Source organism: Streptomyces sp. NPDC057438, assembly GCF_042802995.1.
Classification (GTDB): domain Bacteria; phylum Actinomycetota; class Actinomycetes; order Streptomycetales; family Streptomycetaceae; genus Streptomyces.
Genome location: NZ_JBHVDD010000061.1, coordinates 13,410 through 38,502, shown reverse-complemented (window position 1 = coordinate 38,502; position 25,093 = coordinate 13,410). Strand labels below are relative to the sequence as shown.

Genomic DNA, 25,093 nt, shown 5'->3' with positions numbered 1-25,093 from the left:
GGGCGGTTCTTCCGAGTGTTTCCGCGGGCTTCGACTCCGGAGCCGCGACTTCGGTCTACGACGAGGGGTGGCGCTTGATGGGGCGGCGCACGGTCCGGTGGCGAACTGCGGCAGCCGTGGGAGCGGCCCTGTGCGCGGCGATCACGGCGGCCGGACCCGCGGCTGCCGACGACGACCCCTCCCCGTACGCGTATGCCGAGGGTGCGAGGACGGTCGAGGGTGCCACCAGCAGCACGGGTGCCCTGCGGCTGTCGGCCGGCGGGACCTACCACAGCTCCATCGGTCCTGGCGGGAAGCTCTACTACCGCCTCGACCTCGGTGCCGCCGCGAACGCGTACGTCTCGGCCACGGCCGTGCCCGACGCCGGAGCCGCGGTCGCCTCCGCGGACGGCATCAGAGTCTCTCTGCAGGACGCCGACGCGCATCGCTGCTCGTACGAGACCGCCCGCTTCGGCCCGACCCGCAGCGCGCATCCCGTCACCGCCTGGGCCTCGCGTGAGATCGGCAGCGACGAGTACATGTGTCAGGAGGCGGGGACGTACTACGTCGTCGTCGAGCGGGTCGGCGTGGGGGTGGGCGCGGGACCGGGAACCGGTACGGGGGCGGGGCCTGGCTCGGCTTCCGGATCGGTGTCGGGCTCACCTGCGGACGGTTCGTCGGCGAAGTGGGGGCTGGAGCTCGGCTTCGTGGCGGAGCCGGCCGTGACGAAGAGCGGTTCGACGAGCGCCCCCGAGAGCTTCGACTCCACACCGCCGGAGGACCTGTCCGGTGACCCTGAGCGCCGGCGCGGCGGGAGCGGCTTCGCGACGGCCAGCCCGGTGGCGCAGGGGGTCTGGCAGGACGAGGCCGGGATCAGGGCCGGGGAGACACTGTTCTACAAGGTGCCCGTCGGCTGGGGACAGCAGCTCCACGTCACCGCCGATCTGGGCAGCACGACGGGCGGCGACGGGTACGTGGGGAACGCGTTCACCATGTCGCTCTACAACCCCGTGCGTGGCTTCGTGGACGACAGGACCGCCGACTACCGGGGCGAACAACGGTCCACCGCCCTCGACCCGCTTCCGCCCGTCGCGTACGAGAACCGTTTCTCCCCGAACGGCGAAGTGAGCGGGATGCGGTTCGCCGGCTGGTACTACCTGGCACTCCATCTCGGGGCCTCGGTCGCGGACCGGTACGGCGAGGAGCCTGTCGGGCTGACCCTGCGGGTGCGGCTGGAGGGCAGGGCCGGGGCCGGGCCGGGATATCTCGGTACCTCCGAGCCACGTGGTGTCTTCGAGGTCACCGCGGAGGACCAGGAGGCCGCGGAGAAGGGAACCGCGGGGGAGACGCTGGAGGGTGCGGGGACCGGTGACGGTGGGGACGACACGGAGACCTCCGCCGACGGGGAGGATTCTGGCGACTCCTCCGGTGGGCAGCGGCGTCTCGCCATGACGGTCGTCGCGGCGGGCGGCATCGGTACGGGAAGTCTGCTGGTGTTCGGACTCGTGGTGTGGACCCTTGTGGCGCGCAGGCGGGCGTCCGCGGACGCGAAGACGAAGACGAAGGCGCCGTCGATGGTGGAGACGGAGGCCGGGCGGACTGACTCGGGCGGGACACCGCGGGGGCGGCACGGGGCGTCCCGGGGACGGTGAGGTGTGCTGGGCCCTCGAACGGTGCCGGTCCGGAGTTGGGGTCAGAGTTGGCCCAGCGCCCAGAACCCCACCGCGAAGCAGGCCAGCGCCAGCAACAGGACCGGGAGAACCACCTTGAGGGGAGGGCCCGTGCGGCGTCGGGGGAGGGCTCTCGATCGTCGTGGAACCTGAGGCGGCCGAGCGGTGTATGAACCAGTAGAGGCGTAAGCGTGCTGCTGCACCGGCGCTGTCGGGCCCTGAGCGAGGCCCAGCGGTGAGTGGGTCTGGGGGGAGGGGACATGCGCGGATTCGACGTACTGGCCTGGGGAGGTCTGTACGGGCGTCGCGCCGGGGGCAGTGGCCTGCTGCTCGGGTTGGTGCTCCGGGTAGCCCGGGTTGTGGCCGCGCTGTTGTTCCGTCTGTCGCGCTGGCGCGTGGGCGGCGAGCACCTGGGGCGGCGGCAGATGGAAACTGCCGGTGTCCGACATCGTGGACGGCCGCGAGGGAGCGGGGTCGCGCTCGGGCCGCGGGGGTACGGGTGTGGGGGGCGGCCCCGGCGATATGTGACCGGTGCGCGGCGAAGGCGCCGAAGATGCTGCGGGCGGAGCGGTCGGGGGCATGGGTGGGGGCGGGTGCGCTATCAGGCCCGTGTGCTGGTGGGGCTGGGGCCCGGAGGGAGCGGACGGGGTGGTGGGTGGTGCGGTGCCTGTTCCTGGCGGGGGTGGCGGCCCCTGGAACGTCGGGTTGTAGGCAGGCGGGTTGTGGGGTGGCGGAGGTGTCGTGTCGGCACCGGATGGTGCGGCACCTCCCATGACCGGTCCTGAGCGCGAGGGCGAGGAGGGCATGGCCGGAGTCGAGGGCGACGACGGAGACGAAGCCGAGGACGAGGGCGCAGACGGGGAGGGAGGTACGGCGGCCGACGGAAAGGAGCCGGGAGCCGAGGAGGCAGGGGAAGTCGAGAGAGACGCAGGGGTCTGTCGGCCGAGCGGGCTGGAAGCAGCGTCCGTGTCCGGGCCGGGAGTCGGCGGGGACATGCCACTGTCCGTCCCCGTGCTGCCGGTGTGCGTGCCCGTTCCGGTCTTGTCCAGACCCGCCGCCCTCTGCAGGGGTCCTTCGGGGGCGAACCCGGACGGCAGTGGGCCGAGTTGGTCGAAGATCTCCACCAGCTCGTCGTCCGGACCAGGTTCGGGGAGGAGCTCGGTGGCGGCAGCGAGGGCCTTTCGGGCGCCCGTGGCGGTGCGGAAGCGGGAGTCGGGGTCGGGCTGCAGCAGCGTGGCGATGACCTGCCACAGCGGCTCGGGGATGCCTCGCGGGGCCTTCGGAGTGCCGTGGGCGGCGAAGTGCTCGATGAGGGCCTTGGAGTCGGGTTTCGCGCCTTCCAGGAGGTACAGGGCGACGAGGCCCACGGCGAAGAGGTCGGCCGGGAAGTCCGGGTCGGCGCCCAGCATCTGCTCGGGAGCGAAGTAACCCGGCGTTCCCACCACGTAGTTGGTCTCGGTCAGACGGGGCTCGCCCAGGCGCATGGCGATGCCGAAGTCGGACAGGCGCAGGCGGGGCCGGGCCGTGCCGGTGGCCTCCAGCAGCACGTTCGCGGGCTTGATGTCACGGTGGATGATGCCCTCGGCGTGTACGGCGGCGAGGCCGGACAGCAGCTGATCGAGCAGGCTGCACACGTAGACGGGCGGGAGGGGGCCGTAGTCGTTGATGAGGTTGACCAGGGAGCCTCCGGCCACCAGGTCCATGGTGAACAGGACCTTGTCGTCGTCGGCGGCCCAGCTGGCGGGCGCGAGCACATGGGGATGGTCGATCCGCACGGCCTGTTCGCGGACGAAGCGCAGCAGGGCGTGCGCGTCGCGCTGTTGCAGGACCTTGGCGGCCACATAGCGGCGGCGGCGGTGGTCCCAGGTGCGCCAGACCGCGCCGACTCCCCCGCGTCCGATCGGGTCGACCAGTTCGTACCGGCCGGCGAAGACCTCACCCATGGCTGTGCGTCGTTCCCCCTTCGGCTCCCCCGTGGCGGTCCGCCGACGGAGGACACGGCGTACCCGCCGCCCTGTGCGGAGCCGGCTCGCACGCGCCCGGCTTCTCCGCAGTTCGATGTCCCGTTTCTGCTTCCTTGTTCCTCGGTCGCCTTCCGCTGTGTCCACCGGCTTGTCCGGAGCCTACGTCCATGTCTCCGGGGCTCAAGAGGGGCCTACAGAACCCTCGTTCCCATCTCGGCCTCGGCCCGGCCGCCGAACCCCCTTCCGGGGACCGGGCCTTGGGCTCAGCTCTGGTGGGACTGGTAGTGCGCCACCGCGTCCGAGGTGCGGCCCGCGCCGTACACCCGGAGGAACTCTGCCAGTTCCGGGTGGGTCGGGGCGAGGGTGTCCGCCGCCTCGATGATGTCGCCCGCGGCCGCCACCGAGCGAAGCAGTGACTGGATCTCACGGACGACCCGCTTGACCGTGGGCGCCCCCGAACTCGTCGTCGACTGCGTGGTGTTGCTGAGCACCGATCCCCCCTGTGACTTCTTGATCTCGTCCATGCGCTCGGTCGCCTCGGCGGCGCTCACGCTGCCGTCCGCGACCTGACCCGCCAGGTCCTGCAGCAGCTGCACCCGCTGGACCACTGCCGGATTGCCGATCTTGGCACGCTGACCGCTCATCAGCTGCGACAGCATCGGTGCGGACAGGCCCAGCACTCCCGCGAGACGGGCCTGGTTGAGCCCCAGGTCCTCGATGAGCCTACGAAAGAGCGCCCCCAGCGGCTCTCCGTACCAGTTCCGCTGCAGCTCCCGGGCTCTTGCGGTCGCTTCCTGCTGTGCGGCGTCCATTGCGTCTCCCCATCGCTTCCCCAAATACCGTGGTTCGCTGTAGCGAACCACGACGAGCATCTTACGGAGAGTGGTCGTTCACGGGGACCCCCAATCTTTTTGCGAGATCCCGGGGGTGACCCGGTACTCTGGTCTGCGAAGCCCCCCGGTGGTCGGTTGTTCCGGGTGGATGCTTCGCCTCCGGGGCCTTAGCTCAGTTGGTAGAGCGCTGTCTTTGCATGGCAGATGTCAGGGGTTCGACTCCCCTAGGCTCCACAGCGGATCGACCGGGCCGGATGTCGTACGACATCCGGCCCGGTCTTTTTCGCGCTCCCGGGGCCGACTCGCAGGTATTGCTTCGGGCGAGGTTCGTCGCGATCGCTACGTGTGCACTTTGCGGAGAAGGGGCCGTTGGAACGGGGCGACGTGCGCAGGCGTATGTCGGTGTGCGCATATGCGAAAACGGTGTGGTGCGTCACACGCGGGAGTGGCGGAATGCGGGCCTCACTCTTTGCAACCGGACCAATACATTCCGGATTGCGCGCGCATGCGAACGGGGCGAGCCCGCTGTTTCACGTGAAACAGCCCGGTGGGGCAGAAGACCAGCAAGTCTTCTGCCCCACCGGGCTGTTGGAGAATGTCCCGCCGAACGGGCCTTCGGGCACGATCGGACCGCAGGAGAAATTTTCGCCGACCGGTCGAGGCCGTGCGAAAAATGACCTGGTGTCGGCCCTCAGCGGTGGTTGTCGCGGTCCGCGGCTTCGTCCTCGGCCTGCTTGGCCTCCACCTCCGGATCGAGGACGGACTGCCCGCTGCCGTCCACGGACGACAGTCGGCCGGAGTCGGAGACCTCGGTGGCGGCGGGCGGCTCGACCAGCCAGTCGGGGTTGGCCTGCTTGTCCCACCACTTCCAGGCGGCGAACGCGCCCCCGGCCAGGACGCCGATCACGGCCAGCCCCTTGACGGCGCGCCCGACCTTCGCGCGGCGCTGCTGCCTGCGGACCAGCCTCTGGATCTGCTGGGGTGAGACCTGCCCACGCAGTGCGGCCAGTGCCGCGACGCTGCGCGCGGTCGCCTCCTCACGAACCGGACCGGCGGCGGCCACGGCCTGCTCGATGCGGGGGCGGGAGTAGTCGGCGGCCTGACGGGCCGCCTTGCGGGTGCGGACGGCGGCCTCATGGGCCGCGTGGTCGACCTTTGGCGGTACATGCGTGCGGGCCTGCTCCAGGCGCGGGACGACAAGGGCGCCGTACTGGACGCGGGCCTGCTCCGCGGCCTGCGACACCTTCGGCGCGATCAGCACGCGTGCCTCGTGCGCGTAGTGCGAGGCCTTGTCCTTGGCCGTGTCGGCGTAGGGCGCCACCACTTCCGCGGCGTGCAGCACGCTGTCCTTTGCCGAGCCGGTCGCGGCGCGCACGCTGTCGATGCGGGTCACGGGATCCTCCTCCTCGGTGGCGTACGTAATTCGACTTTCCACCCTTTTGGGGATCATGCCTCTCGGAGCGATCCGGGGCATGTGCGGGCGGGCATCCGGGTCATGGGCGCCGGCTCCGGCCGATCATCGAGCAGGAGCCGTGCCGAACCGGTCCATGCGATGGTCCGGGCGATGGGGTCCGTGCAATAGAGGATGAATGCGGGACAACGGGAACTTGTCCGCGACAGTGCCGACAATGCCACGGATCGTCGCGAAGCGCGCCGCTACCGCGACTACTCGACCGGTTTTTGCGCGCTCTCCCCGGACGAGAGCGCGGGCGTCGCGGGACGCACGGCGCCGGTCGTGCGAGGATCGGGGGAGTCACAGAGGACAACGGAAGGCAGATCGTGGCAGAGCAGCTGTACGCCACCCTGAAGACCAACCATGGCGACATCGAGGTGCGGCTGCTGCCGAACCACGCGCCCAAGACGGTCCGTAACTTCGTCGAGCTCGCCCAGGGCGAGCGTGAGTGGACCAATCCGGCCACCGGCCAGAAGTCCACGGACAAGCTCTACGACGGCACGGTCTTCCACCGGGTGATCAGTGGATTCATGATCCAGGGCGGTGACCCGCTGGGCAACGGCACCGGCGGTCCCGGCTACCAGTTCGCGGACGAGTTCCACCCGGACCTCGCCTTCGACAAGCCCTACCTGCTGGCCATGGCCAACGCCGGTCCGGGCACCAACGGCTCGCAGTTCTTCATCACCGTCTCCCCGACGGCGTGGCTGACCCGCAAGCACACCATCTTCGGTGAGGTGGTCGACGCGGCCAGCCAGAAGATCGTGGACGCCATCGCCGGCACCCAGACCAACCCGCGCACCGACCGTCCGGTCAACGACGTCGTCATCGAGTCGGTCGTCGTGGAGACCCGCGAGGGCTGACCCCCGTCGGCGTGCGCCGCGAGGGCCGAGGACGCAAGGTTCGCCTCGAGGCCGGAACCGAAAGGTTCACAAGGCCCTGAAGGGAACCAATCGCCCCGCTCATCCGTAGGGATGGGCGGGGCGACGCGCTCCACACACGAGACGGAGGGGACCCGATGGATCAGGTGCCGAGCAGCCCGCAGGACGCGCAGAGCCTGCCCACCTGCTACCGGCACCCGGACCGTGAGACCGGCATCCGCTGCACCCGCTGTGAGCGTCCCATCTGCCCGGAGTGCATGGTGAGCGCCTCCGTGGGCTTCCAGTGCCCCGAATGCGTCCGTGGCGGCTCCGGCACCGGCCACGCCCCCTCCGCCTCCGCCCCGCGCACCCTCGCGGGCGGCACGATCGCCTCCGACCCCCGGCTCCTCACCAAGATCCTGATCGGCGTGAACCTGCTCCTCTTCCTGGTGCAGACGGCCGTGGGCGACACCTTCACCGACCGGTTCGACCTCATCGGGCGTGCGTGGGTCCCGGAACTGGGCACCTCGCTCCAAGGCGTCGCCGAGGGGCAGTGGTACCGGCTGGTGACGTCGATGTTCCTGCACGGCAGCGTCACCCACATCCTGTTCAACATGCTCAGCCTGTGGTGGATCGGCGGACCCCTCGAGGCGGCTCTGGGCCGGGCCCGCTATCTGACCCTCTACTTCGCCTCGGGACTCGCGGGCAGCGCGCTCACCTACCTGCTCGCAGAGCCGAACCAACCGTCGCTCGGTGCGTCCGGCGCCATCTTCGGCCTCTTCGGTGCGACAGGCGTCCTGATGCGCCGCCTCAGGTACGACATGCGTCCGTTGATCATCCTGCTGGTGATCAACCTGATCTTCACCTTCAGTCCGATGTTCAACATCGCCTGGGAAGCCCACGTGGGCGGCCTCGTCGGCGGTGTGCTGATCGGCTACGCGATGGTGCACGCACCCCGCGAGCGGCGGGCACTGATCCAGTACGGCATGTGCGCCCTGGTACTCGCCGCCGTAGTGATCATGACGGTGCTCCGGACGGCACAGCTGACCTGAGGTGATGGCGCACCGTCACCGTTCCGCCGCTCCACCGGCACCGTCCGGGCACTGTTGTCCACAGAACGTGGCGGATCTTGTGCATAGGGTGCGGGTACAGGTGCGCCCCCTGGCGCTCACCTGCGTTGTCGCAGGTCAGGCAGGGGGCGAACGTGCTTGCGGATGCCGGTAGGTCAGTCATACCGGTGTCAACACCCAGTGAGTTATCCACAGATCGTCGTTCTTTTTCCCCACTGTGGAAAACGTCTGTGGATAACTCGGTGGATGGCTCTGGGGAGAGCTACTTCCGCCGGGCGGGGACCGCTACTTCCACTGGGTGGAGACGCCGAATCCCGCGGCGATGAAGCCGAAGCCGACCACGATGTTCCAGTTGCCGAGCGCGTCGATGGGCAACGAGCCGTCGGTCACGTAGAAAACCACGATCCAGGCCAGCCCGATGAGGAACATGGCCAGCATGACCGGAGCCACCCAGCCCCGGCTGTTCAGCTTGATGTTCGTGGCCTGCTTGGACGGCGGCGGCGTGTAGTCGGCCTTCTTGCGGATACGTGACTTCGGCACGAGGGTCTCTCCTGTCGATGCGCTGCGTGGCCGCGCAGGGAACTGTGGCGGGCTCCGGGGCAGAGTACAAGGGGACACTGAATGCTCCCCCGGGCGTCCGTTAGCGTAGTGCTTCCGTGGCGCCTAAGGAGATAAGGGTACGTTGAGCAATTCGGCCGACTCCCCCGAGGCCGGTTCCGGCACCTCCCCGGAGGCCGGGTCCGGTGGCTCCGGGACGGGCTCCGCCCCCGCCGACCGGAGCGACGACAGCTCGTCCCGCGGAGGGATCCGCCCCGTGCGGGTGCTCACCGTGGGCGTCTTCGCCCTTGCCGGGCTGATCTTCTTCACCAGCTTCGACACCGCCAAGGGCACCAACATCCGTACGGACGCCTCGTTGCTGAAGCTCTCCGACCTGATCCAGGAGCGCAGTCACAAGAACGGGCAGCTCGACGAGACCAATGCGGTGCTCAGGGACGACGTCGAGGCGCTGGCGGAGCGGGACGACGGCAGCACCGAGGCCGAGGACGCCCGGCTCAAGGCCCTGGAGAAGAACGCCGGCACCCAGAAGCTGAAGGGCGAGGCCCTCACGGTCACCCTGAACGACGCCCCGCCCGACGCCACCGCCAAGCTCCCCGGTTACCCCGAGCCGCAGCCCGACTATCTGGTCATCCACCAGCAGGACCTGCAGGCCGTGGTGAACGCCCTGTGGCTCGGTGGCGCCGAGGGCATCAAGGTCATGGACCAGCGCCTGATCTCCACCAGCGCCGTCCGCTGCGTCGGCAACACCTTGATCCTCCAGGGCCGCGTCTACTCACCGCCGTACAAGATCCAGGCGGTCGGTGACCCGGAGAAGCTGCGGAAGGCGCTCGCCGCGAGCGAGGCGATCCAGAACTACATGGTGTACGTCAACGTCTACGGACTGGGCTGGAAAGTCACCGAGGACGGGCCGGTGACTCTGCCCGGGTACTCGGGCACAGTGGATCTGAAGTACGCGAAGCCCGTGGAGTGACTGGCAGCCGGGGGACCCGTGTCGGTGCGCGTGATCGTGAGGACCGTCAGCGAACTCTGCATCACCGTGGGCACCCTGATCGTGCTGTTCGTCGTCTACGTGCTGTTCTGGACGGGCGTGAAGGCCGACACCGACATGGACCACCAGGTCGATCTGCTCCAGGACCGGTGGGCGAGGCAGTCGGCGGGGCCGGCGTCCGGCCCGGGTGTCTCGGCGGCTCCGGAGCGACCCGCCCCGTACCGGGATGCCGAGCCTTTCTCGCTCATGTACATTCCCCGCCTCGGTTCCACGTGGAGCAAGCCCGTCCTGGAGGGTACGAAGACGGACACACTCAAAAAAGGTCTCGGGCACTACGCGAACACCACGCAGCTGGGGCAGAAGGGGAACTTCGCGGTCGCCGGCCATCGCCGCACCTACGGTGATCCCTTCAAAGATTTTCCCAAGCTGCGCCCCGGCGACGCGGTCGTGCTGTCCGACGGTGCTGACTGGTTCACGTACGTCATCGACAAGGGTCCCTATCGGACATTGCCCACGGATGTCCAGGTCATCGACCCCGTGCCGAGGAAATCCGGGTACACGCGCGCGGGGCGCTATCTGACCCTGACGACGTGCGACCCGGAGTGGGGACACAGCCATCGGCTCGTCGTCTGGGGCCACCTGGAATCCACACAGCCCGTGGAGTCAGGGAAACCGGAGGCACTACGCCGTTAGTCTGGTGGCGGTACGGCGTGATTCCGGTGCCGTGGTGTGAAGGAAGGGACGGCATGTACGGCTGGATCTGGCGGCATCTGCCGGGCAACGCGTGGCTGAAGGCCCTGATCTCCCTCGTGCTGACCCTGGCCGTCGTCTATGTCCTCTTCCAGTACGTCTTTCCCTGGGCGGAGCCCCTGCTCCCCTTCAACGATGTGACGGTGAACGACCAGTGAGTGCCGCCCGACCCGCCCGGGTCCTCGTCGTCGACAACTACGACAGCTTTGTCTTCAACCTGGTCCAGTACCTCTACCAGCTGGGCGCGGAGTGCGAGGTGCTGCGCAACGACGAGGTGGCGACCGCCCACGCCCAGGACGGCTTCGACGGCGTGCTCCTGTCCCCAGGACCGGGCACTCCCGAGGAGGCCGGCGTCTGCGTCGACATGGTCCGCCACTGCGCGGCGACCGGCGTCCCGGTCTTCGGCGTCTGCCTCGGCATGCAGTCCATGCAGGTGGCCTACGGAGGCGTCGTGAACCGTGCTCCCGAACTGCTGCACGGCAAGACCTCGCTGGTGGAGCACGAGGGCGAGGGCGTCTTCGCGGGCCTGCCCACCCCCTTCACGGCGACCCGTTACCACTCCCTGGCCGCCGAGCCGACGACCGTACCGGCCGAGCTGCGGGTCACGGCGCGTACCCACGACGGGATCATCATGGGCCTCAGGCACCGGGAACTGCCCGTCGAGGGCGTGCAGTTCCACCCCGAGTCGGTGCTCACCGAGCACGGCCACCGCATGCTCGCCAACTGGCTGGCGGAGTGCGGCGACCAAGCGGCCGTGGCGAGGTCGACGGGGCTCGCCCCCGTGGTGGGCAGGGCCACGGCGTGACGGCACTGCGCCCCGAGCGCGAGAGTGCCCCCTACGGCGGCGAGGCCGCGTACGGGGGCGCCGAGTCGTTCGAGGCGGAGGCCTTCGAGCCCGGGGTGTCCTCCCGCGACACGGCCGAGCCCCAGCAGTGGGCTGTCCCGCAGGCATTTCCCTATGCCCAGGGCGACTGGTACGGGCAGCAGCCGTACCCCGAGTCGTCGTTCGGGGCCTACGAGAACTACGAGCAGCGTCCCCAGCCCTCGTACGAGGGTCGTCCCCAGACCCCGTACGACGGCGCGTACGACACCTACGCGGCGACGAGCGTCCAGGGGGGCCTGCCGGCGGACACCGCACAGGAGCACCCTCCGATCGACGAGGAGACCGTCGCGCTCAGGGTGGAGGAGGCGCGGCGGATCGCGGCGACGGCCGAGTCCATACCTCCCTCCGCCGTCACAGCGGGCCGTGCGGCCCGCCGTAAGGCCGCCAGACGGCACGGGAGGCGCGGAGGCTCCCCGGCCGCCCCCGCGGCCTCCAGAGCCGCTCAGGGGCCCGATCAGCCCTTAGGTGTGGCCCCGCGGGCGTCGGCACCGCTGTCTCGCATCGAGGCGCGCCGGGCGGCGCGGGCGCAGAAGCCCAGTGTGGGGGTGATCGCGAGCCGCGTGATCGGTGAGGTGTTCATCACCACCGGTGTGGTGATGCTGCTGTTCGTCACGTACCAGCTGTGGTGGTCGAACATCCGGGCCCACCAGCAGGCGGGCAGGGAGGCGACGAGCCTTCAGGAGGAGTGGAAGAGCGGGAAGCGCGCGCCGGGAGCGTTCGAGCCGGGGCAGGGCTTCGCCATCCTGCACATTCCGAAGCTGGACGTCGTCGTGCCGATCGCCGAGGGCATCAGCAAGTCGAAGGTCCTGGACCGCGGGATGGTCGGCCACTACGACGCGAACAGCATCAAGACGGCCATGCCCGAGGACAAGACCGGCAACTTCGGCGTCGCCGGCCACCGCAACACCCATGGTGAACCGTTCCGCTACATCAACCGGCTGAAGCCGGGCGACCCGATCGTCGTGGAGACGCAGGACACGTACTACGTCTACGACATGTCCTCCATCCTGCCGGTGACACCACCGTCGAACGTGAGCGTGCTCAATGCCGTGCCCCCGGGCTCCGGCTTCACGAAGCCCGGCCGCTACATCACGCTGACCACGTGCACGCCGGAGTTCACGAGCAAGTACCGCATGATCGTGTGGGGCAAGATGGTGGAGGAACGGCCGCGCAGCAAGGGGAAGCCCGACGCGCTCGTCCAGTAGGGGCTCGACCGAGGGCGGAAGAAGAACTGTGGCAGTGACCACCGACGACACCGAAGAGAAGACGAGCGACACCGGAGAGAAGACGAGCGCGCCCGAGGTCGCTCCGCGCCGCCGCCGAATGAGCCGGCTCGCCATGGCGGTCAGTGTCTTCGGTGAGCTCCTCATCACGGCGGGCCTGGTGCTCGGACTGTTCGTCGTCTACTCGCTGTGGTGGACGAACGTCCTCGCCGACCGTGAGGCGGACAAGGAAGCGAGCAAGGTCCGCGACAACTGGGCCGCCGACAGCGGTCCGGGCGCCCTCGACACCAAGGACGGCATCGGCTTCCTGCACGTCCCCGCCATGAACAACGGCGAGGTCCTGGTGAAGAAGGGCACCTCCGCCAAGATCCTCAACGGTGGTGTCGCCGGCTACTACACCAAACCGGTGAAGGCGACCCTTCCCGGCTCGGACAAGGACGGCAACTTCACCCTTGCCGCCCACCGGGACGGCCACGGCGCGAAGTTCCACAACATCGACAAGCTCGGCAAGGGCGACTCGATCGTCTTCGAGACCCGCGACAACTGGTACGTCTACAAGGTCTACGACACCCTCACCGAGACGACGAAGTACAACGTCAAGGTGCTGTCGGACATCCCCAGGGAGTCCGGCAGGAAGAAGGCCGGCAAGTACATCACCCTCACCACCTGCACACCCGTCTACACGTCCCGGTACCGGTACATCGTCTGGGGCGAGCTGGAGCGCGTGGAGCGGGTGAACGCGGAGCGCACGCTGCCAAAGGAGCTTCGGTAGCCGCCCCGCCTACTGGCCTCTCGGGAGGATGTTTCACGTGAAACGCCCGGTTTCACGTGAAACATCGCCTCCATGACGAAGGAGTCCCGGCCCCCTCTCAGGGGCCGGGACTCCTTCGTTGCGGGAACCGGCGGCGCTATCCGAAGAAGCCGCCGCCGTCGCCCCCGCCATTGTTGTTGTTCCCGTTGTTCCCGCCGAAGCCGACCGACGCCAGGGTGATCGTCGTCTGGGTCGGGTCGGCGTCGTTGCCGCCGTCCGGGTCCTGGTCGGTGACCAGCGCGGTGTCGCTCTGGTCGCTGCCGTTCGCGAACTGGATGTTGGTGAAGCCGGCTGCCTGCAGGATCTGCTTGGCTTGGCCCACGGTCCGTCCCACGACGTTCGGGACCTTGGCCTCCGGGTTCTCCTCCTCGGCCTTCTTGCCGATCTGGATCGTGACCGTGTCGCCCTTGTTCAGCTCGGAACCCGCCTCGGGGCTGGTCGCGACGACCTTGCCGACGAGACCGTCGTCATCGGTCTCGACCTCGGTGCAGGTGCCGACGAGGTTGTTGGCCGCCATCTGGTTCTTGGCGGCGTCACAGCTCTGCCGGGCCACGTCCGGGACGACTTCCTTGTCGGGGGCCTTGGCCACCGTCAGCGTGACCGTGGACCCCTTCTCGATCTTGCCGCCGTCCGGGTCCTGCTTGATGACGATGCCTGCCGTGCGGTCGGACTCCTCGGTCTCCTTCTCGACCTTGAAGCCCTTGTCCTCGAGTTCGGCCTTGGCCTCAGCGAACTTGACGCCCTTGAGGTCGGGGACCGTGACCTTCGGAGCACCCGTCGAGATCGTCAGGGCGATGGTGTCGCCCTTCTTGACCTTAATGTCGGCCTTCGGTGTCTGCTCGCAGACGTTTCCGGTCTTCTCCTTCTCGCACTCGGCCTTGGTGACCGTCACGTTGAGGTCGACGTTCTCGGCCGACGCTCTCGCCTCTGCCTCCGTCTGGCCCACGAAGTTCGGCGTCTTGAGGGTGTCGTTGTCCGCGTCGTTCCCGGAGAACATCCACTGCCCGATGAGGACCGCGCCGATCAGCACCAGCACACCCGCGACCACCAGGAGGATCGTCGAGGTGTTGTTCTTCTTCTGCTGGCGGCGGCGGCCCTGGCGGTCGTCGTAACCGCCGTAGCCGTCGTCCGGGCCCACCGGGGGCAGCATGGTCGTGGCACCCGCGTCGGGGCGCAGAGCGGTGGTCGGCTGGTCGTCGGGGTAGCCGCCGTAGCCGACCGAGCCCATCGCCGCCGTGGCCGCGACGGGCTGGCCGTCGAGGCAGGCCTCGATGTCGGCGCGCATCTCGTCGGCGGACTGGTAGCGGTAGTCCGGGTCCTTGACCAGGGCACGCAGGACGATGGCGTCCATCTCCGGCGTGATCTCCGGGTCGAAGACGCTCGGCGGCTGGGGCTCCTCCCGCACGTGCTGATAGGCGACCGCCACGGGGGAGTCGCCGATGAACGGCGGGCGGACCGTCAGCAGCTCGTAGAGCAGACAGCCCGTCGAGTACAGGTCGGAACGGGCGTCCACCTGCTCGCCCTTGGCCTGCTCCGGGGAGAGGTACTGGGCGGTGCCGATGACAGCGGACGTCTGTGTCATCGTCATGCCGGAGTCGCCCATGGCGCGGGCGATGCCGAAGTCCATGACCTTGACCTGGCCGTTGCGCGTCAGCATGACGTTGGCCGGCTTGATGTCGCGGTGGACGATCTGGTTGCGGTGGGCGTACTCCAGGCCCTGCAGGATGCCGATGGTCATTTCCATGGCCCGCTCCGGCAGCAGCTTGCGGCCGCTGTGGAGAAGCTCACGGAGGGTGGAACCCTCGACGTACTCCATGACGATGTACGGGATCGAGACCCCGTCGATGTAGTCCTCGCCCGTGTCGTAGACCGCCACGATCGCGGGGTGGTTGAGCGAGGCGGCCGACTGGGCCTCCCGGCGGAACCTGGCCTGGAAGGTGGGGTCGCGCGCGAGGTCCGCTCGCAGCGTCTTCACCGCCACGGTGCGGCCGAGGCGGGTGTCCATCGCGAGGTAGACCTCCGCCATGCCACCACGGCCGAGCACCTGGCCCAGCTCGTACCGGCCGCCGAGGCGACGCGGCTCTTCCATAGCTTCCTACCAGCCCTCTCCGTCGGATCCCGACCGCACCGATGTGTGGTCCGGCGGCTGTGCTCCGGGCATACGGTACCCGGCGCGCCTTCTGTGACCTGGCCAACCGCGTCACCCGATACAGGACCGGTATCGCAACGTGCACCGATGTGAAGGTGACGTGAGCGGGGTCACTTCTTGCTGTTGATCACTGCCTGCATCACGCTCTTCGCGATCGGGGCGGCGACACCGCCACCGGAGATGTCCCCGCGGTTGGCCGCACCGTCCTCGACGACCACGGCCACGGCGACCGGCGAGCTGCCGTCGCTGAGCTTGGCGTAGGAGATGAACCAGGCGTACGGCTTCTCCTTGTTGTTCACGCCGTGCTGCGCGGTTCCGGTCTTGCCGCCGACGGTGACGTCGCCGCCGATCTTCGCCCTGCCGCCCGTCCCCTGGGGGTCGTTGACGACGGTCTCCATCATGTCCTGGAGCTTCTGGGCGGTCTCCGAGGACATCGGCTGGGACAGCGTCTCGGGGTCGTGTGTCTCGATGACGTCGAGGTTCGAGGCGCGCAGCTGGTCGACCATGTACGGCTTCATCAGCTCGCCGTCGTTGGCGACGGCGGAGGCGACCATCGCCATCTGCAGTGGGGTGGCGCGGTTGGAGGCCTGCCCGATGCCGGCCATCGCGTTCTGCGGATCGTTGTCCTCGGGGTAGACGCTCTCGGCGGCGCGCACCGGGACGTCCAGCTCGGCCTCGTTGAAGCCGAACTTCGCGGCCTGCGCCCGCATCCCCTCGTTGCCGACGCTGTGCGACATCTTCGCGAAGACGGTGTTGCAGGAGACCATCAGCGCGTAGCGCAGGGTGGCGTTCTTGCAGACGCCGTGTTCGTTGGTGAGCTTGTTGGACGACTCCGGCAGCGGGTACGGGTCGGGGGTCTTCGTCTTCTCGTCGATGCCGGAGACGATGCCGCTCTCCAGCGCCGCTGCGGCCGTGACCACCTTGAACGTGGATCCCGGCGGGTAGGTCTCGCGCAGCGCGCGGTTCAGCATCGGCTTGTCGGAGTCCTTCTCCAGCTTCGAGAAGGTCTGGCTGTCCTTGTTGCTGATGCCGGCGAAGGTTGACGGGTCGTACGACGGTGTCGAGGCCAGGGCGAGGATCGCGCCGGTCTTGGGGTCGAGCGCGACCACGGCGCCCTTCTTGTCACCGAGACCCTCGAAGGCCGCCTTCTGCGCGGCGGCGTTGAGGGTGGTGACGACGCTGCCGCCTTCCTTCTTCTTGCCGGTGATCATGTCCAGCGTGTTCCGGAAGAAGAGCCGGTCGTCGTTGCCGGTGAGGATGCCGTCCTCAAGGGCCTCCAACTGGGTGGCGCCGATGATTTGGGAGGAGTAGCCGGTGACCGGCGCCCACATCTCGCCGTTCTTCCAGGTGCGCTTGTACTTGTAGTCGAGGCCCTTGGAAGCCGCGGACCCGGTGATGGCCTTGCCGTCGACGATGATGTTGCCACGAGGCATGGCGTAGCGCTCGATGGCGACGCGCCGGTTGTCCTTGTCGGTGGCGAGGGAATCGGCCTGGACGTACTGGAGCCAGTTGGTGCGGATGAGTAGGGCGAGGACCAAGAGCCCGCAGAAGATCGCGATACGGCGCAGGGGTTTGTTCATGACGGGCGGACCACCTGGGTCATCTCGGCGTCGGGGTTGGGAGCGGGGGCGGGCGCGGGCCGACGAGCGGTGTCGCTGATTCTGAGCAGAATGCCGATGAGCGCCCAGTTGGCGATGACGGAGGAACCGCCGTACGCCAGGAAGGGCATCGTCATACCGGTCAGGGGAATGAGCCCCATCACGCCGCCAGCGACGACGAAGACCTGGAGGGCGAACGCGCCGGACAGTCCGACGGCGAGCAGCTTGCCGAACGGGTCACGGGCGGCGAGCGCCGTGCGGATACCGCGCTCCACGATCAGGCCGTAGATCAGCAGGATCGCCATCACGCCGGCCAGGCCCAGCTCCTCACCGAAGGTGGCGAGGATGAAGTCGGAGTTGGCTGCGAACCGGATGAGTTCGGAGTGACCCTGGCCCAAGCCGGTGCCGAGGGTGCCGCCGGAGCCGAACGCCCACAGGGCCTCCATGGACTGCGCGGAGTGGCCGGCCACAGTCTTGGAGAGTTCCCACTCGCCCATGGGGTCCAGCCAGGCCTGGACGCGCTGCTGCACATGGATCTCGAACGAGGCCACGCCGACGGCGCCGGCCGCGGACATCAGCAGACCGAAGACGATCCAGCTGGTCCGCTCAGTGGCGACGTACAGCATGATCACGAACATGCCGAAGAACAGCAGCGAGGTACCGAGGTCGGTCTCGAAGACCAGGATGAGGATCGAGATCGCCCAGACGACGATGATCGGGCCGAGGTCGCGGCCGCGAGGCAGGTACAGGCCCATGAAGCGGCGGCTGGCCAGCGCGAGCGCGTCGCGCTTCACCATCAGGTAGCCGGCGAAGAAGATCGCCAGCACGATCTTGGCGAACTCGCCGGGCTGGATGGTGAAACTGCCGACCTGGATCCAGATCTTGGCGCCGTAGGTGATCTCGGCGCCGAGGCCCGGAACCAGGGGGAGCAGCAGCAGGACCAGGGCACCGGCCATGGAGATGTACGTGTAGCGCTGGAGGGTGCGGTGGTCCTTGAGGAAGATCAGTACAGCGATGAGAAGAGCGATGCCCATTGCTGTGTAGACCAGCTGATTGGTCGCCTTGCCGCCGGCCTGTCCGATCTGCTGGAGCAGTCTCGACTGGTCCAGTCGCCAGATCGCCACCAGCCCCAGCCCGTTCAGCAGTGTGGCCAACGGCAGCATCAGCGGGTCCGCATATGGCGCGAACTTGCGTACGACGAGGTGGCCGATGCCTGCCAGCACGCCGAGGCCGATGCCGTACGCGGCCAGGCCGGTCGGGATCTCGTCGTTCAGGGCGAGACCCACGTTGACGTAGGCGAACACCGGGATGACGACCGCGAACGCCAGCAGGGCCAGCTCGGTGTTGCGTCGGCTCGGGGTGCCGATCGCGCCGATCGTGGACGTGTGCTGCGTCGACGGGTTGGTAGTACTGCTCATCGTGTGACTGGGCCCCTCGCGGCTTGCCTACTGCTCACCGCACCGTGAGACCAGCTCCTGCTCCTGCTCCGAGAGGCTGGGGCCGGTCGACGGTGTGGGTGCGGTCTGGGTCGGGGTCGGGGACGTCGACTCTGTCGGCGTCGGGGTCGGTGTGGCCTTGGACGTGAGGGAGGTCTTCGTGGTTCCCGTGACCCCGCCGGCCTCGCCCTCGCCGGTCTTGGCGTTGTTGTCCGCCGCCTCGCGGCGCTCGGCGTTCTTCTTGCACGCCGACGCCTGGGTCGACAGTTCCGTGATCTTCTTCTCGGCGTCGCCCAGACCGCCCTCGGCGATCGTGGCCTCGACCAGCTTCTGCTGGTAAGGCGGGAGGTACTTGAGTTCGATCTCGGGGTGGTCCTTCTGCACCTTCGAGAGCGAGATCCAGGCCAGGTCCTGGCTGATGCCTCGGTACAGCGCCACGTGATCGTCGTTGGCGCCGACGTAGTACTGCGTCTGGGTCCAGCGGTAACCGCCGTACAGACCCCCGCCCACCACGGCGAGGGCGAGGACACCGATGAAGGATCTCTTCAGCCACCTGCGCTTCTTGCGGGGCTTGACGAAGTCGTCGTCCGAGTAGTCGTCGAAGGAGCCCGCGGCCGGCATGTACCCGGTGGCGTCGCCCGAGCCGGGCGGGCCGAACTCGCCGCCGCCCTGTCCGTGTCCCTGGCGGCCGAGACCGGAGGCGCGGCCGGCCGGGGTCTGCATGATGCCGTTGTCCTGCAGGTGGAGCTGGTTCTCGGCGACCGCGCCGACCACGACCGGGGTGTCGGAGAGCTGCCCCGCGAGGGTGTCTCCGGTGTCGAGGTCGAGGACGTCGGCGATGATGACCGTGATGTTGTCCGGGCCGCCCCCGCGCAGCGCGAGCTGGATCAGCTCCTGCACGGTCTCCTGCGGGCCCTGGTAGCTGGCGAGGGTGTCCTCCATCGTCTGGTGGGACACGACGCCGGACAGTCCGTCGGAGCAGATCAGGTACCGGTCGCCGGCGCGGACCTCGCGGATGGAGAGGTCGGGCTCGACGTGGTCGCCGCTGCCCAGCGCGCGCATCAACAGGGAGCGCTGCGGGTGGGTGGTGGCCTCCTCCTCGGTGATGCGGCCCTCGTCGACCAGACGCTGCACCCAGGTGTGGTCCTGGGTGATCTGGGTGAGGACGCCGTCCCTGAGGAGGTACGCGCGGGAGTCGCCGACATGCACGAGGCCGAGACGCTGCCCGGTCCACAGCAGGGCGGTGAGCGTGGTGCCCATGCCCTCCAGCTGGGGGTCCTCCTCGACCATGGCGCGCAGCTGGTCGTTGGCGCGCTGAACGGCGGTGCCGAGCGAGGTGAGGATGTCGGAGCCGGGGACGTCGTCGTCGAGCGTGACGAGGGTGGAGATCACCTCGGAGGAGGCGACCTCGCCGGCCGCCTGGCCGCCCATGCCGTCGGCGATCGCGAGCAGCCGGGGACCGGCGTAGCCCGAGTCCTCGTTGCCCTCGCGGATCATGCCTTTGTGCGATCCGGCGGCGAAGCGCAGTGACAGACTCATGCGCACCTCGCCCGTCGGCTCCGGGTACATCCGCACGGTGCCCACCCTCCGGTCGGGAGCGCGCCGGGGCCCCTGGTGGGGGACTCCGCTGCGTGCTCGCTCCGCTCGCGCCTATTCATGATGTAGCACTACTTCCGCAGCTCGATGACGGTCTTGCCGATGCGGATCGGCGCGCCGAGCGGAATCGGCGTGGGAGTCGTCAGTCGGTTCCGGTCGAGATACGTGCCGTTGGTGGACCCCAGGTCCTCGACGATCCACTGGCCGTCGCGGTCCGGGTAGATCCGGGCGTGCCGGCTGGAGGCGTAGTCGTCGTCCAGCACGATCGTGGAGTCGTGCGCGCGGCCCAGGGTGATGGTCTGGCCCTGCAGCGCCACGGTGGTGCCCGTCAGCGTGCCCTCGCTGACGACGAGTTTGGTCGGGGCGTTGCGCCCTCGGCGGCCGCCGCCGGTGGCGGGCGCGGGCTGCTGGCCGCGCTGCTGCGGTGGCGCGGCCTGGCGGGCGGCCGCCTGCGGCCGCTCCCGGCGCGACCCCCGCTGGGTGACGCGCGTACCGAAAAGGTCGCTGCGGATGACCTGCACGGCCACGATCACGAACAGCCACAGTACGGCCAGGAAACCCAGCCGCATGACCGTGAGGGTCAGCTCTGACATTGCCCCCGCTTCACCCTTCGGCTTGCCGGTAAATGATGGTGCTGCTGCCCACGACGATCCGCGAGCCGTCGCGGAGCGTAGCGCGGGTGGTGTGCTGCCCGTCCACCACGATGCCGTTGGTGGATCCGAGATCCTGGATCGTCGAGGGCGTTCCGGTCCGGATCTCGCAGTGCCGGCGGGAGACGCCGGGGTCGTCGATCCGCACGTCGGCTTCGGTGCTGCGTCCCAGCACCAGCGTCGGGCGCGAGATCTGATGGCGGGTGCCGTTGACCTCGATCCAGTAGCGCGTGCGCCCGCCGGCCGCAGGAGCGCCGGGCGGTCGCTGGCCGAGCGGGGCGGCGCCGGGGCGGCCACCGCCCGGTGGCGACGCCGGCATGGGCGGAGCGCCCGCGGGTGCCGCGGTGGGCGGGTAGCCGTAACCACCGGGGCGGCCGGCGGCCGGGCTCGCCGGGGCGCCCGAGGGCGCCTGCTGGTCCGTGGATCCGGCGAGCGTACGACTGCGTACCCGGTAGAGACCGGTGTCGAGATCGTCGGCCTTCTCCAGATGGACCTTGATGGGGCCCATGAAGGTGTAGCGCTGCTGCTTCGCGTAGTCGCGCACCATGCCGGCGAGCTCGTCGCCGAGCTGGCCGGAGTAGGGGCTGAGGCGCTCGAAGTCGGGCGTGCTCAGCTCCACGATGAAGTCGTTGGGGACGACCGTACGGTCGCGGTTCCAGATGGTCGCGTTGTTGTCGCACTCCCGCTGGAGCGCTCCCGCGATCTCCACGGGCTGGACCTCGGACTTGAACACCTTGGCGAAGGTGCCGTTGACCAGACCTTCGAGACGTTGCTCGAACTTCTTCAGGACTCCCATGGGGCACCTCCTCCGTCGTCACCGCTCTGCGTACCGTGTCGGTACTGCTTACTGATCGTATCCACGCGCCGGGAAATCGGCTGGTTCCCCCGGTCGGCCCGGTCGACCGGTGTCATCCGGTGTCGGAGCCCACTGAGGTCCCCCTGCCGGATTCCCGCCGGAGCTCCTCTTCGAACTACCTCGTCCGAACTCTGCCAAGGATCGTAGAGGCGGTGCGAGACCAGTGTCCCGCACCGGACTGTGCGCCCCGTCCCTCTCCGGTGGAGATGGCCGGGACCGGTACGAGGTTGATACGTGAACCGGCACGCCTTGATACGTGACCCGAGGGGCTGTGTGTTCGGTCCGTGCTGGTCGTTCCCGTCGCGTCACCGCGCAGCGGGCCGGCCGTGAACAAGTGATGTGAAGCCACCCTCCCCAGCGTGCTAATCTTCTGCATGTCGGAAGGCGCCGACGCCGCAAGGAACAGGGCCTGATGACACACCCAATGCGCGGGTGGCGGAATAGGCAGACGCGCTGGATTCAGGTTCCAGTGCCCGCAAGGGCGTGGGGGTTCAACTCCCCCCTCGCGCACAGCGAAGCGGTCCCATCGTAGTCACGATGGGACCGCTTCTTTTTTGTGCGCTCGCGACCAGCTCGGCGGTGCCGGATGCATCGAGAGGCGGGCTCTGAAGTGTGAGGAGTGTCTCAGAGGGCGGGCAAGGGCTTTCGGCTTTCGGGCGCGCGGAACGTCATGGGGGCGTGCCGCGCCCCGTGCGCGCGGTGCGGGTGGCGCCCGGGTCAGCGTCAGGTGAATCGTTGTACGTGGGGACATGGGCGATGTTTCACGTGAAACGGCGCTGAGTGACTGAGGGGCGGCGGCTCCGTCCGGGCGGCGAATGCGCGAAACCTGTGAGAACCGTTGACGCCTGTCCGCCTCCTCTCTATCTTCTGGTCGGCAATTCGCACGGCGTTCGTATTTTCGAACAGACTGCTCGATTCGCCGAGTCGCCCCCACACCTGCAAGAGACGAGGCGCACATGGCTCCGCCGCTCTCCCGACGTTTCCTCCTCCAGTCCGTGCTGCTCACGGTGGCCGCGCCCGGAGTCTCCGTCGCGGCGGGGAGCGGCCGCGCGGTCGCCGCCACCGTCCCGACGCCTCCCGCCTGGTCGGTCCGCCCGTTCGAACTGAAGGACGTGACGCTCGGCCAGGGCCTGTTCGCCGAGAAGCGCCGGCTGATGCTCGACCACGGCCGTGGCTACGACGTCGACCGTCTGCTGCAGGTCTTCCGGGCGAACGCGGGCCTGTCCACCAAGGGCGCGGTCGCGCCCGGCGGCTGGGAGGGACTGGACGGCGAGGCCAACGGCAACCTCCGCGGCCACTACACCGGGCACTTCCTGACGATGCTCGCCCAGGCCTACGCCAGCACCAAGGACACGGTCTACTCCGACCGGATCCGCTACATGATCGGAGCCCTGGCCGAGGTGCGCGAGGCGCTGCGCACCGGCCCGCGCATGCTCGCCGTGCCCGGACAATTCGGTACCGCGCAGGAGAACGTCCGGGGCTCCTACCAGTACGTCGACCTGCCGAACAACGTGCTCGGCGGTGCCTCCGCGATCACCTTGTCGGCCTGGGTCAAGCCCACGCACCACGCCGACTGGGCGCGGATCTTCGACTTCGGCGACAACACCACCCGTTATCTGTACCTGGCGGCGCGCAACGCGAGCGGTGTCCCCCGCTTCGCCATCACCACCAACGGGCCCGGCGGGGAACAGGGGCTCAACGGCACCGCCGCCCTGCCGCTCGACCGGTGGAGCCATCTCGCGGTGACGATCGGAGGCGGCACCGGCACGCTCTACGTCAACGGCACGGCCGTCACGCGGAACACCGCGATGTCCCTCACCCCGGCGGCCCTCGGCACCCTGGCGAACAACTGGCTCGGCCGGTCCAACTTCCGGACCGATCCCGTCTTCGCGGGGGCGTTCGACGAATTCAACGTCTGGTCACGGGCGCTGACGGCCGCCGAGATCACCTCGCTCCAGGGCGGTCGAGCCGCGGACTCGTCGGCGGGGCGGGGCGACCTGGCCTCGTACGACTTCTTCGAGACCGGCGGGGGCACCTTCGCGGACGGTTCCGGGCGGGGCCTGACCGCCACCCTGCGCCGCACCTGGGGCGCGCCGAGCCATGACGGCTTCCTGGCTGCGTACCCGGAGACGCAGTTCATCGAGCTGGAGTCGATGACCAGCGGCGACTACACGCGTGTGTGGGCGCCGTACTACACCGCGCACAAGATCCTGCGCGGCCTGCTCGACGCGTATCTCCATGTCGACGACGCGCGGGCGCTCGACCTGGCGTCGGGCCTGTGCGACTGGATGTACTCCAGGCTGTCGAAACTGCCGGACGCCACCCTGCAGCGGATGTGGGGCATCTTTTCCAGCGGGGAGTACGGGGGCCTGGTCGAGGCGATCGTCGACCTGTACGCGATCACCGGCAAGGCGGACCATCTGGCCCTGGCCAAGCTGTTCGACCTGGACAAGCTCATCGACGCCTGTGCCGCGAACACGGACACGCTCGACGGTCTGCACGCCAACCAGCACATCCCGATCTTCACCGGACTCGTCCGGCTCCACGACGTCACGGGCGAGGCGCGGTATCTGAGCGCCGCGAAGAACTTCTGGGGCATGGTGATCCCCCAGCGGATGTACGGGATCGGCGGCACCAGCACGGCCGAGTTCTGGAAGGCGCGCGGGGCCGTCGCGGGGACGATCAGCGACACCAACGCCGAGACCTGCTGCGCGTACAACCTGCTCAAGCTGAGCCGGATCCTGTTCTTCCACGAGCAGGACCCCAGGTACATGGACTACTACGAGCGGGCCCTGCTCAACCAGGTCCTCGGGTCCAAGCAGGACAAGGCCGACGCTGAGAAGCCCCTGGTCACGTACTTCATCGGGCTGAAGCCCGGACACGTGCGCGACTACACCCCCAAGCAGGGCACCACCTGCTGCGAGGGCACGGGCATGGAGAGCGCCACCAAGTACCAGGACTCGGTGTACTTCGCCCGGGCCGACGGGAGTGCGCTGTACGTCAACCTGTACAGCGCCGCGACGCTGGACTGGTCCGCGAAGGGGGTGACGATCGCCCAGAGCACCGACTACCCCCGGGAACAGGGCACCACGATCACCGTCGGAGGCGGCGGCGCGGCCTTCGCGATGCGGCTGCGGGTGCCGTCCTGGGCGGGTGCCGGCTTCCGGGTGACCGTCAACGGCAGTGCGGTGGGCGGCACTCCGGACCCGGGGAGCTACTTCACGATCCCCTCCCGCACCTGGAGCGACGGGGATGTCGTGCGGGTGTCGATCCCGTTCCGTCTGCGGACGGAGAAGGCCCTCGACGACCCGTCGCTCCAGACGCTGTTCTACGGGCCGGTCAACCTGGTCGGCAGGAACAGCGCCACGAGCTACCTGCCGGTCGGGCTGTACCGCAACGCGGGGCTCTCCGGTGACCTGCTGCCTTCCCTCACCCCGGTGAGCGGAAAGGCGTTGCACTACACACTGGACGGCACCGAGTTCGCGCCCTTCCACGAAGGGAGCGAGGACCCGACCCACGCCTACGTCAGGCGTACGGAACCGAAGGTGGTCCTCGGCGGCACCGACTCGGGTGTCGCCAACCCGGTGAATTCCGACGGCACCAGCCTGCTGGACGAGATCTGGGCCGGGGCGCCGTTCGCCGACAAGGGCGCGCTGGTGGCGCGGGTGCAGTCGACCGTCACCTCCTGGGTGTCGGCCGGGCGGCTCAGCCAGGCCGACGGAGAGCGGGTGGTGACCACCGCCCGGAACGCGACGTACGCGGCCTGAGG

The 25,093-nt window shown here is 68.8% G+C and carries 20 protein-coding genes and 2 tRNA genes; 12 read left to right on the top strand and 10 right to left on the bottom strand.

Translation table 11 applies throughout. The features are described from left to right. Positions 1 to 77 precede the first annotated feature (77 nt). Complete coding sequence (locus tag ACFU5F_RS27990) at positions 78 to 1,631, top strand: hypothetical protein (RefSeq protein ID WP_383892813.1); 1,554 nt, start codon at positions 78 to 80, stop codon at positions 1,629 to 1,631. A 41-nt stretch (positions 1,632 to 1,672) separates the two neighbouring features. On the opposite strand, the gene ACFU5F_RS27985 is transcribed toward ACFU5F_RS27990, so the two are convergent. Together ACFU5F_RS27985 and ACFU5F_RS27980 are read right to left on the bottom strand one after the other, a co-directional pair. After that, the gene (locus ACFU5F_RS27985) at positions 1,673 to 3,592 is read right to left on the bottom strand and encodes a serine/threonine-protein kinase (protein WP_383892810.1); all 1,920 of its coding nucleotides are present in this window, start codon (positions 3,590 to 3,592) and stop codon (positions 1,673 to 1,675) included. A gap of 284 nt (positions 3,593 to 3,876) precedes the next feature. Then, positions 3,877 to 4,425 (bottom strand): transcriptional regulator, encoded by a 549-nt coding sequence (locus ACFU5F_RS27980; protein WP_005482990.1) that lies wholly within the window; start codon positions 4,423 to 4,425, stop codon positions 3,877 to 3,879. Positions 4,426 to 4,607: 182 nt separating this feature from the next. Here ACFU5F_RS27980 and ACFU5F_RS27975 point away from each other — a divergent pair. Beyond that, positions 4,608 to 4,680: transfer RNA gene (locus ACFU5F_RS27975), tRNA-Ala, on the top strand. Positions 4,681 to 5,137: 457 nt separating this feature from the next. Here ACFU5F_RS27975 and ACFU5F_RS27970 read toward each other — a convergent pair. Further along, positions 5,138 to 5,839 carry a DUF5324 family protein gene (locus ACFU5F_RS27970; RefSeq protein ID WP_383892807.1) on the bottom strand — a complete coding sequence of 234 codons (702 nt, stop codon included), beginning with the start codon at positions 5,837 to 5,839 and terminating at the stop codon, positions 5,138 to 5,140. 386 nt (positions 5,840 to 6,225) lie between these two features. Here ACFU5F_RS27970 and ACFU5F_RS27965 point away from each other — a divergent pair, with 386 nt between their 5' ends. Next, positions 6,226 to 6,759: a peptidylprolyl isomerase gene (locus tag ACFU5F_RS27965; protein ID WP_383892804.1), complete on the top strand. Its 534-nt coding sequence runs from the start codon at positions 6,226 to 6,228 to the stop codon at positions 6,757 to 6,759. Positions 6,760 to 6,914: 155 nt separating this feature from the next. Continuing rightward, positions 6,915 to 7,808 (top strand): rhomboid family intramembrane serine protease, encoded by an 894-nt coding sequence (locus ACFU5F_RS27960; protein ID WP_383892801.1) that lies wholly within the window; start codon positions 6,915 to 6,917, stop codon positions 7,806 to 7,808. A gap of 303 nt (positions 7,809 to 8,111) precedes the next feature. Here ACFU5F_RS27960 and crgA read toward each other — a convergent pair whose 3' ends face one another. Continuing rightward, the gene (crgA, locus tag ACFU5F_RS27955) at positions 8,112 to 8,366 is read right to left on the bottom strand and encodes a cell division protein CrgA (RefSeq protein ID WP_013002230.1); all 255 of its coding nucleotides are present in this window, start codon (positions 8,364 to 8,366) and stop codon (positions 8,112 to 8,114) included. Positions 8,367 to 8,508: 142 nt separating this feature from the next. Between crgA and ACFU5F_RS27950 the strand changes: the two genes are divergently transcribed. The 6 genes from ACFU5F_RS27950 to ACFU5F_RS27925 are packed head-to-tail and all read left to right on the top strand — an operon-like array spanning position 8,509 to position 13,000. Beyond that, the gene (locus ACFU5F_RS27950; protein ID WP_383892797.1) at positions 8,509 to 9,354 is read left to right on the top strand and encodes a DUF881 domain-containing protein; all 846 of its coding nucleotides are present in this window, start codon (positions 8,509 to 8,511) and stop codon (positions 9,352 to 9,354) included. Between the two features lie 18 nt (positions 9,355 to 9,372). Continuing rightward, positions 9,373 to 10,065: a class E sortase gene (locus ACFU5F_RS27945; protein ID WP_383892794.1), complete on the top strand. Its 693-nt coding sequence runs from the start codon at positions 9,373 to 9,375 to the stop codon at positions 10,063 to 10,065. A gap of 53 nt (positions 10,066 to 10,118) precedes the next feature. Next, positions 10,119 to 10,280: a hypothetical protein gene (locus ACFU5F_RS27940; RefSeq protein WP_020113582.1), complete on the top strand. Its 162-nt coding sequence runs from the start codon at positions 10,119 to 10,121 to the stop codon at positions 10,278 to 10,280. Then, positions 10,277 to 10,927, top strand: coding sequence for an aminodeoxychorismate/anthranilate synthase component II (locus tag ACFU5F_RS27935; RefSeq protein WP_383892791.1), 651 nt, complete (start codon positions 10,277 to 10,279; stop codon positions 10,925 to 10,927). Before ACFU5F_RS27940 ends, ACFU5F_RS27935 begins: the two co-directional genes overlap by 4 nt. Next, entirely contained in the window at positions 10,924 to 12,210 is a 1,287-nt protein-coding gene (locus ACFU5F_RS27930) for a class E sortase (RefSeq protein ID WP_383892788.1), read from the top strand. The genes ACFU5F_RS27935 and ACFU5F_RS27930 overlap by 4 nt, the downstream gene beginning before the upstream one ends. Before the next feature lie 34 nt (positions 12,211 to 12,244). Continuing rightward, positions 12,245 to 13,000, top strand: coding sequence for a class E sortase (locus ACFU5F_RS27925; RefSeq protein WP_383892785.1), 756 nt, complete (start codon positions 12,245 to 12,247; stop codon positions 12,998 to 13,000). Positions 13,001 to 13,136: 136 nt separating this feature from the next. On the opposite strand, the gene pknB is transcribed toward ACFU5F_RS27925, so the two are convergent. The 6 genes from pknB to ACFU5F_RS27895 all read right to left on the bottom strand — a co-directional run bounded on the left by pknB (position 13,137) and on the right by ACFU5F_RS27895 (position 21,264). After that, positions 13,137 to 15,128: a Stk1 family PASTA domain-containing Ser/Thr kinase gene (gene pknB / locus ACFU5F_RS27920; protein WP_383892782.1), complete on the bottom strand. Its 1,992-nt coding sequence runs from the start codon at positions 15,126 to 15,128 to the stop codon at positions 13,137 to 13,139. 170 nt (positions 15,129 to 15,298) lie between these two features. Beyond that, a complete protein-coding gene (locus tag ACFU5F_RS27915) occupies positions 15,299 to 16,768 on the bottom strand; it encodes a peptidoglycan D,D-transpeptidase FtsI family protein (protein WP_383892779.1) in 1,470 nt (489 codons plus the stop codon). Beyond that, positions 16,765 to 18,204, bottom strand: coding sequence for an FtsW/RodA/SpoVE family cell cycle protein (locus ACFU5F_RS27910; RefSeq protein ID WP_383892776.1), 1,440 nt, complete (start codon positions 18,202 to 18,204; stop codon positions 16,765 to 16,767). Before ACFU5F_RS27910 ends, ACFU5F_RS27915 begins: the two co-directional genes overlap by 4 nt. Positions 18,205 to 18,231: 27 nt before the next feature. After that, a complete protein-coding gene (locus tag ACFU5F_RS27905; protein ID WP_383892774.1) occupies positions 18,232 to 19,761 on the bottom strand; it encodes a Stp1/IreP family PP2C-type Ser/Thr phosphatase in 1,530 nt (509 codons plus the stop codon). Between the two features lie 128 nt (positions 19,762 to 19,889). Continuing rightward, positions 19,890 to 20,411, bottom strand: a complete 522-nt coding sequence (locus ACFU5F_RS27900) for an FHA domain-containing protein (protein ID WP_383892771.1) — start codon at positions 20,409 to 20,411, stop codon at positions 19,890 to 19,892. A gap of 10 nt (positions 20,412 to 20,421) precedes the next feature. Next, a complete protein-coding gene (locus tag ACFU5F_RS27895) occupies positions 20,422 to 21,264 on the bottom strand; it encodes an FhaA domain-containing protein (protein WP_383892768.1) in 843 nt (280 codons plus the stop codon). Positions 21,265 to 21,750: 486 nt separating this feature from the next. On the opposite strand from ACFU5F_RS27895, the gene ACFU5F_RS27890 reads away from it, so the two are divergent. Both ACFU5F_RS27890 and ACFU5F_RS27885 read left to right on the top strand, forming a co-directional pair. Beyond that, positions 21,751 to 21,834, top strand: a tRNA-Leu gene (locus ACFU5F_RS27890). A 446-nt stretch (positions 21,835 to 22,280) separates the two neighbouring features. Next, entirely contained in the window at positions 22,281 to 25,091 is a 2,811-nt protein-coding gene (locus ACFU5F_RS27885; RefSeq protein WP_383892765.1) for a beta-L-arabinofuranosidase domain-containing protein, read from the top strand. Positions 25,092 to 25,093 lie beyond the last annotated feature (2 nt).

Coding starts and splice junctions, on each gene's coding strand:
- ACFU5F_RS27910 (WP_383892776.1), bottom strand. CDS start 18,204: ATGAGCAGTACTACCAACCCGTCGACGCAGCACACGTCCACGATCGGC.
- ACFU5F_RS27900 (WP_383892771.1), bottom strand. CDS start 20,411: ATGTCAGAGCTGACCCTCACGGTCATGCGGCTGGGTTTCCTGGCCGTA.
- ACFU5F_RS27895 (WP_383892768.1), bottom strand. CDS start 21,264: ATGGGAGTCCTGAAGAAGTTCGAGCAACGTCTCGAAGGTCTGGTCAAC.
- ACFU5F_RS27940 (WP_020113582.1), top strand. CDS start 10,119: ATGTACGGCTGGATCTGGCGGCATCTGCCGGGCAACGCGTGGCTGAAG.
- ACFU5F_RS27985 (WP_383892810.1), bottom strand. CDS start 3,592: ATGGGTGAGGTCTTCGCCGGCCGGTACGAACTGGTCGACCCGATCGGA.
- ACFU5F_RS27885 (WP_383892765.1), top strand. CDS start 22,281: ATGGCTCCGCCGCTCTCCCGACGTTTCCTCCTCCAGTCCGTGCTGCTC.
- ACFU5F_RS27915 (WP_383892779.1), bottom strand. CDS start 16,768: ATGAACAAACCCCTGCGCCGTATCGCGATCTTCTGCGGGCTCTTGGTC.
- pknB (WP_383892782.1), bottom strand. CDS start 15,128: ATGGAAGAGCCGCGTCGCCTCGGCGGCCGGTACGAGCTGGGCCAGGTG.
- ACFU5F_RS27980 (WP_005482990.1), bottom strand. CDS start 4,425: ATGGACGCCGCACAGCAGGAAGCGACCGCAAGAGCCCGGGAGCTGCAG.
- ACFU5F_RS27990 (WP_383892813.1), top strand. CDS start 78: ATGGGGCGGCGCACGGTCCGGTGGCGAACTGCGGCAGCCGTGGGAGCG.
- ACFU5F_RS27905 (WP_383892774.1), bottom strand. CDS start 19,761: ATGAGTCTGTCACTGCGCTTCGCCGCCGGATCGCACAAAGGCATGATC.
- ACFU5F_RS27960 (WP_383892801.1), top strand. CDS start 6,915: ATGGATCAGGTGCCGAGCAGCCCGCAGGACGCGCAGAGCCTGCCCACC.